Annotated in this window: 10 protein-coding genes; 5 read left to right on the top strand and 5 right to left on the bottom strand. The window is 73.4% G+C overall.

Translation table 11 applies throughout. The features are described from left to right. The first annotated feature begins 58 nt into the window (after positions 1–58). Both O1Q96_RS33790 and O1Q96_RS33785 read left to right on the top strand, forming a co-directional pair. Positions 59–1459: a DNA-3-methyladenine glycosylase 2 family protein gene (locus O1Q96_RS33790; RefSeq protein ID WP_269253838.1), complete on the top strand. Its 1401-nt coding sequence runs from the start codon at positions 59–61 to the stop codon at positions 1457–1459. Next, positions 1456–1935, top strand: coding sequence for a methylated-DNA--[protein]-cysteine S-methyltransferase (locus O1Q96_RS33785; RefSeq protein WP_269251768.1), 480 nt, complete (start codon positions 1456–1458; stop codon positions 1933–1935). The genes O1Q96_RS33790 and O1Q96_RS33785 overlap by 4 nt, the downstream gene beginning before the upstream one ends. Before the next feature lie 21 nt (positions 1936–1956). On the opposite strand, the gene O1Q96_RS33780 is transcribed toward O1Q96_RS33785, so the two are convergent. Beyond that, a complete protein-coding gene (locus O1Q96_RS33780) occupies positions 1957–2325 on the bottom strand; it encodes a PPOX class F420-dependent oxidoreductase (protein WP_217457678.1) in 369 nt (122 codons plus the stop codon). 111 nt (positions 2326–2436) lie between these two features. Between O1Q96_RS33780 and O1Q96_RS33775 the strand changes: the two genes are divergently transcribed. Further along, positions 2437–3696 (top strand): SGNH/GDSL hydrolase family protein, encoded by a 1260-nt coding sequence (locus O1Q96_RS33775; protein WP_269251767.1) that lies wholly within the window; start codon positions 2437–2439, stop codon positions 3694–3696. Between the two features lies 1 nt (position 3697). Here the strand turns inward: O1Q96_RS33775 and O1Q96_RS33770 are convergent, their stop codons facing one another. The 4 genes from O1Q96_RS33770 to O1Q96_RS33755 all read right to left on the bottom strand — a co-directional run bounded on the left by O1Q96_RS33770 (position 3698) and on the right by O1Q96_RS33755 (position 8689). Further along, positions 3698–6034 carry a glycosyl hydrolase family 95 catalytic domain-containing protein gene (locus tag O1Q96_RS33770; RefSeq protein WP_269251766.1) on the bottom strand — a complete coding sequence of 779 codons (2337 nt, stop codon included), beginning with the start codon at positions 6032–6034 and terminating at the stop codon, positions 3698–3700. A 237-nt stretch (positions 6035–6271) separates the two neighbouring features. Further along, complete coding sequence (locus O1Q96_RS33765) at positions 6272–6754, bottom strand: DUF456 domain-containing protein (RefSeq protein WP_269251765.1); 483 nt, start codon at positions 6752–6754, stop codon at positions 6272–6274. A 36-nt stretch (positions 6755–6790) separates the two neighbouring features. After that, the gene (locus O1Q96_RS33760) at positions 6791–7798 is read right to left on the bottom strand and encodes a helix-turn-helix transcriptional regulator (RefSeq protein ID WP_269251764.1); all 1008 of its coding nucleotides are present in this window, start codon (positions 7796–7798) and stop codon (positions 6791–6793) included. A gap of 633 nt (positions 7799–8431) precedes the next feature. Further along, positions 8432–8689, bottom strand: a complete 258-nt coding sequence (locus tag O1Q96_RS33755; protein WP_269253982.1) for a hypothetical protein — start codon at positions 8687–8689, stop codon at positions 8432–8434. A gap of 958 nt (positions 8690–9647) precedes the next feature. Here O1Q96_RS33755 and O1Q96_RS44360 point away from each other — a divergent pair. Then, positions 9648–10841 (top strand): protein phosphatase 2C domain-containing protein, encoded by a 1194-nt coding sequence (locus O1Q96_RS44360; RefSeq protein ID WP_419587079.1) that lies wholly within the window; start codon positions 9648–9650, stop codon positions 10839–10841. A 79-nt stretch (positions 10842–10920) separates the two neighbouring features. After that, positions 10921–12663: a pyruvate dehydrogenase gene (locus tag O1Q96_RS33745; protein ID WP_269251763.1), complete on the top strand. Its 1743-nt coding sequence runs from the start codon at positions 10921–10923 to the stop codon at positions 12661–12663. Positions 12664–12673: the final 10 nt, after the last annotated feature.

Here is a 12673-nt window from a genome sequence, read left to right as displayed (position 1 = left end):
GCGCCATGTCCGATATCCGCCAGCCGGACACGTGACGGCGGCGCACACTGGAGGGGTGATTGACGAGGAGACCGGATACGGAGCCGTACGCAGCCGGGACGCCCGGTTCGACGGCGCGTTCTTCTTCGCCGTGGAGACGACGGGGATCTACTGCCGACCGAGCTGTCCCGCGGTGACGCCGAAGCGGGAGAACGTGCGCTACTACGCCACCGCGGCGGCCGCGCAGGGCTCGGGATTCCGGGCATGCCGCAGATGCCGCCCGGACGCCGCCCCGGGATCCGCCGAGTGGAACGTACGCGCCGACGTCGTGGGACGCGCGATGCGGATGATCGGCGACGGGGTCGTGGACCGCGAGGGCGTCGCCGGGCTCGCCGTCCGGCTCGGGTACAGCGCCCGACAGGTCCAGAGGCAGCTCACCACGGAACTGGGCGCGGGACCGGTGGCCCTGGCACGGGCTCAGCGCGCCCACACCGCGCGGGTACTGCTGCAGACCACGGAACTACCGGTCACGGAGATCGCCTTCGCCGCCGGATTCGCGAGCGTGCGGCAGTTCAACGACACGATCCGGACGGTGTACGCGTCCACCCCGACCGAGCTGCGCGCCGCCAGAAACAGAGGCGGGACGCGCCGAACGCCGGCCACCCCCTCCGCGGCCACCCCCACCGCGGGGATACCGCTGCGCCTCGCGCACCGGGGCCCGTACCAGGCAGCCGCCGCCTTCGACCTGCTGAGCGCCGAGGCCGTGCCCGGCATCGAAGAGGTGGCCGGCGCCCCCGGGGCCCGCACCTACCGACGGACCCTGCGGCTGCCGTACGGCACGGGCATCGTCGCCGTGGGGGAGCGCCTGTCGGGCGCCTCCGCCCACAGCAGCGGCTGGCTCGACGCCCGGCTGCACCTCACCGACCTGCGGGATCTCACCACCGCCGTACAGCGGCTGCGTCGGCTCTTCGACCTCGACGCCGATCCGTACGCCGTGGACGAGCGGCTCGGCTCGGACAGCCGGCTGGCCCCGCTGGTGGCGGCCAGGCCGGGGCTGCGTTCGCCCGGCGCCGCCGATCCGGAGGAGCTGGCGGTACGCGCGCTGGTCGGTCCGCGCGAGGCCGAGAACCTGGTGCGGACCCACGGGAAGGCGCTGGACTCGCCCTGCGGGACGCTCACGCACGTCTTCCCCGAACCGGCAGCCCTCGCGGAGTCCGGCGGCACGCTGGGCGCCCTCGCCACCGCTCTCGCGGACGGCACCCTGCGGCTCGACCCCGGCGCCGACCGGGAGGCGGCGCAGGCCGCGCTGCTCGCCCTGCCCGGCCTGGACGAACACGTCGTGGCCGTCATCCGTACCCGCGCCCTCGGTGACCCCGACGTGGCCCCGCCCGGCGCACAGGTCCCCGAGACCTGGCGTCCGTGGCGTTCATACGCCCTGCGGCACCTGGCAGCCGCCGAGCCGGAAGGCGAAGAGAAGTGACCACGTACTACACGGCCCTGGACAGTCCTGTCGGTGAACTCCTGCTCACCGCTGACGAGTCGGGCGCGCTGACCTCCCTCTCCGTGCCCGGCCAGAAGGGCGGACGCACGGTCGAGGCGGACTGGCGACGCGCACCGGAACCCTTCCAGGAGGCCGAGCGGCAGCTGGCCGCCTACTTCGCCCGCGAACTCAAGGAGTTCCAGCTGGAGCTGAGGCCGAGCGGCACCGAGTTCCGGGAGCGGGTCTGGAGCGCCCTCGACTCCGTCCCCTACGGGACGACCATCACGTACGGGGAGATCGCCGCCCGGATCGGTGCGTCGCGCATCGCCGTGCGGGCCGTCGGCGGAGCGATCGGCGCCAATCCGCTGCTGATCGTCCGCCCGTGCCATCGTGTGATCGGCGCGGACGGATCGCTCACGGGGTACGCGGGAGGGCTGGAGCGCAAGCTCCGACTCCTCACCCTCGAAGGCCGATGAGACGATCCTTCGGCCGCCCGGCTATTCCTCGAGACCCCAGCTGTGGATGCGCCGGGGGTGGACGCGGATCAGCTCCTCGCTGAAGTGCGGTCCCAACTCGTGCGGCCCGGTCAGCAGTTCGGCGTCCCCACGGATGTCCACTCCGCGCACCTTCCAGGGGCGGAGGCTGACGATGTCGTCGATCACCAGGGCGACCTTGGGGTTCTTCTGCAGGTTGCGCCACTTCTTGGTGGTCCCCATGGCATAGCCGCCGATGAGGATGGTGCCGTCGTCCTGCGGATGGAAGCCGACGGGGTTCGCCTGCGGCTGGCCGTGCTGGTCGACGGTGGCGAGGCGGCCCAGCCGCTGGGACTTTAGGTACGCCCGTTCGGCTTCACTGAATGCGGTCATGTCAGCAGCCAAACACGGTTTTCGTGCTCTCCGCATCGGATCCTGGCCCCAGATCCGGAGACCCGCACCCGTCGGGCTCCGTCGGGCTCTGTCGGCGGAAGGCAGGAACGCATGGTCGGGTTCGGACGAAGAGACGCCGCACGGGCGGCGACCGCCCTGGCCGGTGCGCTGGCACTCACTCTGACGGGCACGGGCGTGGCCCACACAGGTTCCGGGGCGGCCCCCGACCGCACGGCCCTGCGAGCCACCCCCGCGTACTGGACCGGCACCTGGGAGGCCGCCGCCTCCGGCACCGCGCCGCCGCTCCCCGACGCCTCGATCCGTAACGTCGTCCACACGAGCGTCGGCGGCACGGCCGTCCGCGTACGGATCTCCAACCGGCTCGGCACCCGGCCGCTCGTCCTCGGCGGCGCCACCCTGGCCAGGCAGCAGCCGAAGGCGCCCGAGAGCCCGAACGCCCTGCGTGGCACGATGCGCACGCTCACCTTCGGCGGCAGGAAGAGGATCACCGTGCCGGCCGGCAGGGACGTCGTGAGCGACCCGGTCACGCTGACGGTGCCGGCCGCCGCCAACCTTCTCGTCACCCTCCACACCCCCGGCGACCCGGGGCCGGCGACCTACCATCGCGACGCGCGGCAGACCAACTTCCTTGCCAGGAAGGGCAATCGGGTCGCGGAGGCGAGCGGCGCGGCGTACACAACCACGACCGGCTCCTGGTACTACGTGACAGGTGTCGACGTGCGCCGTCCGCAGGCCGCGGGGAGCGTCGTCGCGTTCGGCGACTCGCTCACCGACGGCTCCGGTTCGACGCCGAACACCAACCGCCGCTGGCCCGACCGGCTCGCCGAGCGCCTGCGCGCCCTGCCGTCCCACCGCCGGCAGGGCGTACTGAACGCGGGAGTCGCCGGCAACCGGCTGCTGCTCGAAGGCCGGGGGCCCAGCGCTCTGGCCCGGTTCGACGCCGACGTGCTCTCCCGCACGGGGGTGCGCACGGTGATCGTGATGGAGGGCGTCAACGACATCAAGAGCCCGCCGAACCAGACCGACCCGGCCGCCCTCGGCGCCGCGTACCGCGAGATCGTCCGGCGCGCCCACGCCCGCGGGATCCGTGTCGTCGGCGCCACCCTCACGCCGTTCGGCGGCCACGGCAGCCACACGGAGGCACGCGAGCGCGTCCGCCGGTCGGTCAACCACCTCATCCGCACCGGCGGGCTGTTCGACGCGGTCGCGGACTTCGACGCCGTCGTCCGCGACCCGTCCCGGCCGCACCGCATGCTGCCCGCCTACGATCCCGGCGACCATCTCCATTTCAACGACGCCGGCATGCGGGCTCTGGCCGACAGCGTCGACCTGGCCGCTCTGGCCCGGTGACTCACGGGGTGGGCAGGCCCCAGCGCGGGGCTTCCCCGTTCGGCTCGACGGCGGTGACCCGCAGGTCGGGCCGGTCACCCCGGGCGGTGATCAGCGCCGACCCGCCCTTCCTCAGGGCGATCCGGATGCTCCCGTCACCCGCGTCCTCGTGGCGCAGCGGCCGCCCGCGTCCGTCACGTACGTCGATCGCTCCCGGCACCCCGTGCCGTACGACGCAGGGGGCGCCCGCCTCGCTGACGAGCCGGACCCACCGGGTCCGGCCGCCCCTGCGCACCGCGCTGAGCCGGAACGCCCCCTGCGTACGGAAGTCGTGCACGGTCAGGTCGGCCCAGGCGGCGGGCAGTGCCGGGAAGACCCGGACGACGCCGCCCCAGGACTGGCAGACCATGTCGTGCAGCGACTGGGCGGCGGAGAGCGGGGTCTCGATCACCGGCCCGGACTCCTTGTACATGGTGTTGGGCTGGATGAAGCGGGCCATGAGCTGGTCGAGGTAGGCGAGCGCGTCCTCACCCTTGCCGAGCAGGGCCGACATCGAGGCCGCACCCGTGAACGTGTAGCCCTGGAGCGCACCTTCGAAGCCGACCCAGTGGGCCAACGACTTCTCGATCAGGGCCCGTTCGTCGGGCGTGCGGCCCGTCAGCTCGTACAGGGGGTAGACGGCGAGCAGGTGCGAGTAGTGGCGGTGCGACTTGGCGAAGGGGATGTCCGCGCCGATCATGAAGCCGTTCGCGTCGGTCGGGTACGCGGCGCGCCGCTCCAGCACCTCCCGCCAGCGGGGCGCCGACTCGTCTCGGACGCCGAGGAGTTCGGCCGACTCCAGGAGGGTGCGGCAGCCCCAGGTCAGCAGCATCAGGTCGTAGTTGCAGTCCCGCGAGTTGCCGCCGTACTCGGGCGAGAACGTCGCCGGCAGGTGCAGTCTGCCGTCCGGGCCGGGCTCCAGGAAGTGCAGGTAGTAGGAGACAGCCTTGCGCAGGAGCGGGAAGAGGACGTCCCGGAGGATCGACTCGTCCATGGTGTGGCGGTAACTGAGCCAGACGTTGTGCAGCGCCCACACGAGGTTCCCCACCTCGGGCGTCGGCGGGTCCTGGCCGGGGATGCCGACCCCGTAGCCCTCGGCGTTGCTCGTGGCGCCGCCGTTGACCAGGTACGCGTCCGTGGTGCGCGGTATGCCGAGCGAGTCGGCGCGGTACGCCGGGGCCATCTCGGCCTTCAGATTGTCCCGGAACTCGCTCAACGCCCGCGTGACGGCGTCGAGTTCGAGATGGTTGGAGCCGTGGATCAGCCAGTACTCCAACTGCACGTTCAGGTTCCACCAGGTCGCCGGCCACGGGGTGGACTCCAGCCAGGGGCCGCTGGTGGCCATCACGGGGGCGTCTCGCCGGGCCGCGGACGCCGTCTTGTACAGCTGGATCCAGTAGAAACGCTGGAGGCGGGCGTCGGGGAGCGACAGGAAGCTCTTGCGGTAGAAGGCACGCCACCAGGACCGGTGCGTCGAAGCCAGTCCGTCGTAGGGCAGTCGGGCGGCCTTGCGGACCGCTGCCAGGGCCCGTCCCCGTGCCGCCGTCCCCGGGTACGAGTGCGCGACATGGACGTACAGGGTCCGCCGTGACCCGCGGGCCCGCTCCCGCCACGCGGTGACGTGCCGACCGCCGGCCAGGAGCGGCTGTACGGCCGCGAGGGCGCCGTCGTGCTCCTCGACCGCGGCGGGCGGGTTGCCGGTGTAGCCCTCCGGCAGCGGGCGGAACGCGGCGCGCGGGCTGATCGCCTCGGCCGGATGGAACACCCACCGGTGGTCGCGTTCGCCGCTGCTCGGTGTCACCTCGACGACGAGCACCGAGCGGGTGGTGTGCACCAGCGCGCGGATCGTGAGGGTGCCGCGGTCCGTGGTGAGCGTTCCGGTCAGCTCGGCGTCGCGGAGTCCGAGCCGCCAGTCCAGTGAGGTGATCGTGCCGACCGGTTCCAGGGTGAAGTGGCCGATCGGCAGCCGCGCGAGCCCGAAGAGCGACCCGAACCGCGGGCGGTGGTCCTGCACTTCGGAGTGCTGCACGTTGAAGCGGACGGCCTCGGTCTCCCGGCCGGGCTCGGCGTAGATGCCGGAACCGAGGAAGCCGTTGCCCAGGTACGGGCCCTCGTACCAGGTCTTCGGCATCCGCCGCCAGACGAGGTCGGCGTCGTCGAGGACGGTGCGCCAGGGGTCGGAACCGAGGTCGTCGGGCGGGGATGACGGGTCGTTCCGGCGGGTGTCCGCTCCAGCCTGGGCCGGCAGCCCGCCGGCGAGCAGGGCGCCGCCGGCGGCGGATCCGGTGGTGAGCACGGTACGTCTGGACGGGCGGGGCATCGCGACTCCTGGCGGTTTGTGCGGCTGCGTGCGGCTGCGTAAGCGAAAACCGGGCGATTCATCGGAGCTATCCCGGCACGCAACGTAGAGAAGGTGCGTGATGCCGTCAACAGCAAGTGAGAGATCCGATGTGTTGTCGTACGTAATGCGCCGTACCGCGACGCACCACGGCCCCGCACGACACCGAGCCGCTCAACCCCGTACGGCGGCCCCGCACCGCACCGGGGCGGTCGGCGCTCAGCCGAAGAGCACGGCGCCCAGCCACGCCCCCGTGATCAGCAGGCAGGTGAACAGCTCCACCAGCACGCTCGTCCCGCCGCGGCGCATCACCGAGCGCACCGAGGCCATCGCCTCCCCGTGGCCGCCCAGCCGCAGTCGTTCGGCGAGGTAGGCGCCGCCGACGTAGCCGGGTATCGCGCCGAGCACCGGCACGACGACGAAGCCGAGCAGGGCGCCGACGCCCGCGTACACCGCCATGCGGGGGGTGGCGCCGCTGGAGCGCAGCCTGCGTGGTGGCAGCCGCCAGCGGATCACCTGGGCGACGAAGAGGGCGGCGGTGGCACCGGCGAGCACGCCCCAGGAGAGGGCCTTGGGGTCCTCGAACGCCCACCACAGGACCGCGGCCCACACGAGCCACGACCCCGGCGCGCCGGGTACCAGCACTCCGCTCAGGCCGAGCAGCATCACCACGCCGACCAGCAGGAGTTCCCACGCTCCCATCTGCCCAGAGTGCCCCACAACGGGCGAAACCGCAGGTCAGTCCTGCTGCTCCCGGGCGACCCAGCCCTTCTCGTACGTGTGCCAGCCGAGCTGGAGCCGGGTCGTCACGCCCGTCAGCTCCATCAGCCGCTTCACCCGGCGCTGCACGGTCCGCAGGCCCAGGTCGAGCTGTTTGGCGACGCTCGCGTCGGTCAGCCCGGCGAGGAGCAGCGAGAGGATCTCCAGATCGGTGCCGTCCGGGCCTTCCCGCTCCTCCTCGGTCACCGTTCCGGGCGCGCCCAGGCGCAGCGGGAGCGCGTCCCGCCACACCGACTCGAACAGGCCCGACAGCGATTCGAGCAGACCGCTCGCGTGGACGACGAGCGCGGCGGGCTCCAGGGTCCGCGAGGTCAGCGGCACCATCGCGAGGGTCCGGTCGGCGATCACCAGCTTGGTCGGCACGGTGTCCACGACCCGGACCCGCTCGTCCCGGCCGAGTGCCGCGGACAGCTCCGTGATGCCGTCGGGCAGGTCCAGGACCGATCGCTCGACGACGACGCGGTAGCGGACACCCCGGTCGGCGGCCTGCTTCTCCGCGTCGTTGTCCGTCCCGGCGACGACGACGGGACGGCCCGTGACCAGGGCGCACACCTCCTCGCTCGCACCGAGCTGGAGCTGCAGGAACCGCTGGGCGACCGCGGCCGCGCCGGTCACCACCTCGACCAGGTCGTGCGCGGCGGGCTCGGCGGACCGCGCACGGAAGTCCTCGGCGAGCAGCGTCGCCGCCAGCTCGGCCTGGTCCAGCTCGTGGCGCCGCTGGGTGAGCAGCGCGCCGAGCGCGACGCCGGGCGGCGCCGCGACCCAGCGGCCGGGCCGGGCGGACGACTGGGCCGCGAGACCGTGCCGTTCCAGCCCGCGCAGCGCGCGCTCGGTGTCGTGCTCGCCGAGCGCGAGCCGCCGCGCGAGATCGGGCACGTCGGCGGCTCCCACGGACACCAGCGCCCGGTACGCCGACTCGTGTGTGCCGTCGAGCCCTATCGCTGCCAGCCCTGTCGCTCCGTGCATGCGGCTGTGCCCCTCCCCGAAGACCGGCCGTGGCGGAAAACGGCCACGGCGTAAACCCGCCTCGGCACATCATCGCCGTACCGTCCGGGTCTCTGCCAAGGTGGCGGTACGACAGCGTGACGCAGGGCCGGTCATGTCCGTCTCGAACGGCATCGGCCTGCGCGAACGTGCGGGGCCGGTCGGGGGGCGGGAGCGGCGGTGCGCACGGCACGGGGCGCGGCGGAGCCGCTGCCGGGGCCGCCTCGCCGACGGTGAGCCCGGGGGCGGCGACCGGCGAGGACCGGCCAATGATCGAAGGATCAGGGTCGGCATGGATGAACAGGGCCGCAGGTGGAACCCGCCCCGGGATCACAGCTCGGCCCCAGGGAAGCGGGGCACACTCCGGGCCGGACGGACCGCTTCGCGCGGAAGCCGGCCCACCAGAGCGTGACGCGGGCCTCGGCGGTACACCGGGGTCCGGTCACACCGGCGCCGCCGGGCGGTTCTCCCGTGGGGGGTGGGACCGCCCGGCGGCCCCGTACCGTTGTTCGACCCCGACCTCCCGGCCGGTTTTTCCGGATGCACCGTTTTCATCCGGCCTCAACGGTGGACAATCAGGGGCATGAGCCAGCAGGGGGAGAGGCCCACCGGTCATCAGGACGACTGGTGGGGGCAGCTGTACGACGACTCCACGGGGGACACCGGGCCCGCGCCCGCGGCGGACTCGCTCGACGACCGGTTCGCCTCGGCGACGGACACCCTGGGAGCGCATGCCGACGCGGCCCCGGTGCCCTCGGCCGAGGGGCCCGCCGTACCGCCGCCCCGCACGCCGACCGAGCGGCCCCGGCGTCTCCACGGCGCGTCCGGCCCTGCCGCGCCGGGCCACGGGTCGCGCGCCGACGACGGGTCCATGGAGTCGGATCCCCCGCCCTGGTGGCCGCCGAGCGGACCGGCCTCGCGCGTGCCGTCCGGCCCGGCCGCGGCCGGGCCTTCCGGCCTGTCCGGGACCTCCGGGGGCCGGGAAACGGGTACGCCCGGAGGGTCCGTGGCCGGGCGACCGGCCGGCGGTGGGTCCGGAGACGACGAGGCCGACGGAGACATCGGCAGCGCGGAGGCCGGAGCGGGGTGGCAGGCCCGCGGGGCGTGGACAGGCGACCCGCGTGGGCCCGTGGCCGGTTCACCGGGCCCCGCCGGGGGTGGCGTCCGCCCCGGCGAAGGCCCCCCGTCCGACGAGACGCACAACAGCGGGCTTCACCAGCGGCAGCGGGCCCCCTGGGAGGCCCCGCCCGCCGAAACCCCGGGTCCGGCCACCTTCCCACCCGGGCCCGGACCGACAGGACCCCGTGCGCCGACACCGCCCCCGGGCATGTCCCCGGAAGCCCCCAAGGCAGCGGCACCGACTCCACGGACGCCCACCTCGTCGACACCCGCCTCGTGGACGCCCACGGTTCCGCCCTCTCCGGAGCCCGTGGACGCGGTCCCGCCTTCGGCAGACCCGGCCGACGCGGTTCCGTCCCCGGCAGGTCCGGCTCCGAGGCATGCCGCCCCCTCCGACGCGGCTCCCCGGTCCTCTGCCTCTTCCTCCGACGCGGCTCCCCGGCACTCCGCGCCCCCCGGTGCGGCCCCGGCGGCCGGACCCGCAGCGTCCCGGTGGCCCCAGCCGCCGGGAGGACCGCCGACCATCGGCCCTCCGCCCACCGTGGGCACTCCCTCCATCGAGGAGCGCGAGACTCCGGCCCGTCCCGAGCCCCCAGCCCGTCGTCCCGACGCCCCGGCCCGTCCCGAGGCCGGTCCCGGCAGCTGGGCTCCGGCCGGTCCCGAGGCCCCCGCCGGCACGCCGTCCTCGGTGGCACCCGGTGCCTTGCCTCCGATGCCGGCGGGCGCCCCGCCTCCGATGCCGTCCGACGCACCCGCGACGGGCGCCTCCACCGGACGGCCCGAGGCGGCGGGCGGCGGCCCCTCCGTCCCGCCGGCCGAAGCCCCCGCCGGTGTCCCGGGCGTGCCGGACGCCCCTGACGCCCGGTCCGGCACCCTGGCCGACGTCCCCTCGGGCGGCCCGTCCGACCAGCCCGTCCTGCAGGTCCCCGACATCCCCGCCCCCCTCGGCCACGTGGGCTCCGGCCCGCCCACCTACGACTCCGAACCCACCGCACTGCCGCCCGCGGACCCGGACGACCTCGGCGACCTCGTGGCCGACACGGTGCTCGACGGGGCGTCCTACGGAACCTGCACCCTGCGGGCCGTGTCCGTGCGGGGGGACTCGGCGCGATACAGGGGCGAGCCGCGCAGGGACTCCCTGCTCACCGCCCGCTTCGGCGTCGGTGACGCGGCGCTCGTACTGGTGGCCATGGCGACCGGCGCCCGAGCCACCCCCGGCGCCCACCGGGCCGCGGCCGAGGCGTGCCAGTGGATCGGACGGGCCGTGGGCCGCAGCCACGCGCGGCTCGCCGAGGACATCAGGGCCGCCCGGCGCGGCGACCTGAAGTCGGGCCTGCACCGGCTCACCGACCGCAGCCTCGGCAAGCTGCGGGCCAGCGCCTCCGAACAGGGCGTGACTCCCGAGGAGTACACAGCGAGCCTGCGCTGCCTGCTGCTCCCCGCCGACCCCGAGTGCCGTACACGCGTCTTCTTCGGCGTCGGAGCGGGGGGTCTCTTCCGGCTGCGCGACGGCGAGTGGCAGGACATCGAACCGCGCGTCGCGGACACCGCCGGCGAGGCGGTCGTCGGCTTCGGATCACTGCCGCACGAGACGCCCGACGGCGACCGGCTCACCATGGATCTGGGCATCACCACGCCCCCGAGCCCGTACGAGCCCGCTCCCGAACCGCCGCCCCGCGACCCCTTCCGCTTCCGGGCCTCGGTCGCCCGCCCCGGCGACGCGCTCCTGCTGTGCACCAGCGGGCTCGCCGAACCCCTGCGCGGCGAACCGCGCCTGGTCGAGCACCTGACCTCCCGCTGGTCGGGAGGCGACCCGCCGGGCCTCGCCGCGTTCCTCGCGGACAGTGCGGTCCGGGTCAAGGGATACGCCGACGACCGGACCGCCGCCGCCGTCTGGGAGGCGTAACCGCGACCGCTGTGAATTCATGGGACATGCGAGGGAAGGGAACCCGGGACAGCGAACGACAGCAAGGGGCGCGTGAGTCATGGCCAAGCAGAACGTTGCCGAGCAGTTCGTCGACATCCTTGTCCGGGCGGGGGTGAAGCGCCTGTACGGAGTCGTCGGCGACAGCCTCAACCCGGTGGTCGACGCCATCCGGCGCAACTCGGCCATCGACTGGATCCACGTCCGGCACGAGGAGACGGCTGCCTTCGCGGCGGGCGCCGAGGCCCAGATCACCGGCGGGCTCGCCGCCTGCGCGGGCTCCTGCGGCCCCGGCAACCTCCACCTCATCAACGGCCTCTACGACGCCCACCGTTCCATGGCCCCGGTGCTCGCCCTCGCCTCGCACATCCCGTCCAGCGAGATCGGCCTCGGGTACTTCCAGGAGACCCATCCCGACCAGCTGTTCCGCGAGTGCAGCCACTACAGCGAGATGATCTCCAACCCGAAGCAGATGCCCCGCCTGCTCCAGACCGCCATCCAGCACGCGGTCGGACAGGGCGGAGTGAGCGTCGTGACGCTGCCGGGCGACATCGCCGACGAGCCGGCCCCGGACAAGGCCGTCGAGACCGCCCTCGTCACCTCACGGCCCAGCGTCCGGCCCGGTGACGCCGAGATCGACAAGCTCGCCGCGATGATCGACGAGGCCGACAGGGTCACCCTGTTCTGCGGCAGCGGCACCGCGGGCGCGCACGCCGAGGTCATGCAGTTCGCCGAGCGGATCAAATCCCCTGTCGGGCACGCCCTGCGCGGCAAGGAATGGATCCAGTACGACAACCCGTACGACGTCGGCATGAGCGGGCTCCTCGGATACGGAGCCGCCTACGAGGCCACCCACGAGTGCGACCTGCTGATCCTGCTGGGCACCGACTTCCCGTACAACGCGTTCCTCCCGGACGACGTGAAGATCGCCCAGGTCGACGTGCGGCCCGAACGGCTCGGCCGCCGCTCGAAGCTGGACCTCGCGGTGTGGGGCGACGTGAAGGAGACCCTGCGCTGTCTCACCCCCAAGGTGAGCCCCAAGAGCGACCGTCGCTTCCTCGACAAGATGCTCAAGAAGCACGCCGACGCGCTCGAAGGGGTCGTCAAGGCCTATACGCGAAAGGTCGACAAGCACGTCCCGATCCACCCCGAGTACGTCGCCTCCGTCCTCGACGAACTCGCCGACGACGACGCCGTGTTCACGGTCGACACCGGCATGTGCAACGTGTGGGCGGCCCGCTACCTCTCACCCAACGGCCGCCGCCGCATCATCGGGTCCTTCTCGCACGGTTCCATGGCGAACGCCCTGCCGCAGGCCATCGGCGCCCAGTTCACCGACCGCGGGCGCCAGGTCGTCTCGATGTCCGGCGACGGCGGATTCTCCATGCTGATGGGCGACTTCCTCACCCTCGTCCAGTACGACCTGCCGGTGAAGGTCGTCCTCTTCAACAACTCCTCCCTGGGGATGGTCGAGTTGGAGATGCTGGTCGCAGGGCTGCCCTCGTACGGGACCGCCAACAAGAACCCCGACTTCGCCGCCGTCGCGCGGGCCTGTGGTGCCTACGGCGTACGCGTCGAGAAGCCCAAGCAGTTGGCGGGCGCCCTCAAGGACGCCTTCCGGCACAAGGGCCCGGCCCTCGTCGACATCGTCACCGACCCGAACGCCCTGTCCATCCCGCCGAAGATCAGCAAGGAGATGGTCACGGGCTTCGCCCTGTCGGCCTCCAAGATCGTCCTCGAAGGGGGAGTGGGCCGCATGGCCCAGATGGCCCGCTCCAACCTCCGCAACGTGCCCCGGCCGTAGGGCGCGGGTG

This window comes from Streptomyces aurantiacus, from assembly GCF_027107535.1.
Lineage (GTDB): Bacteria > Actinomycetota > Actinomycetes > Streptomycetales > Streptomycetaceae > Streptomyces.
Note: the sequence above shows the minus strand (reverse complement) of the source record. Positions and strands in the feature narration are given on the sequence as shown.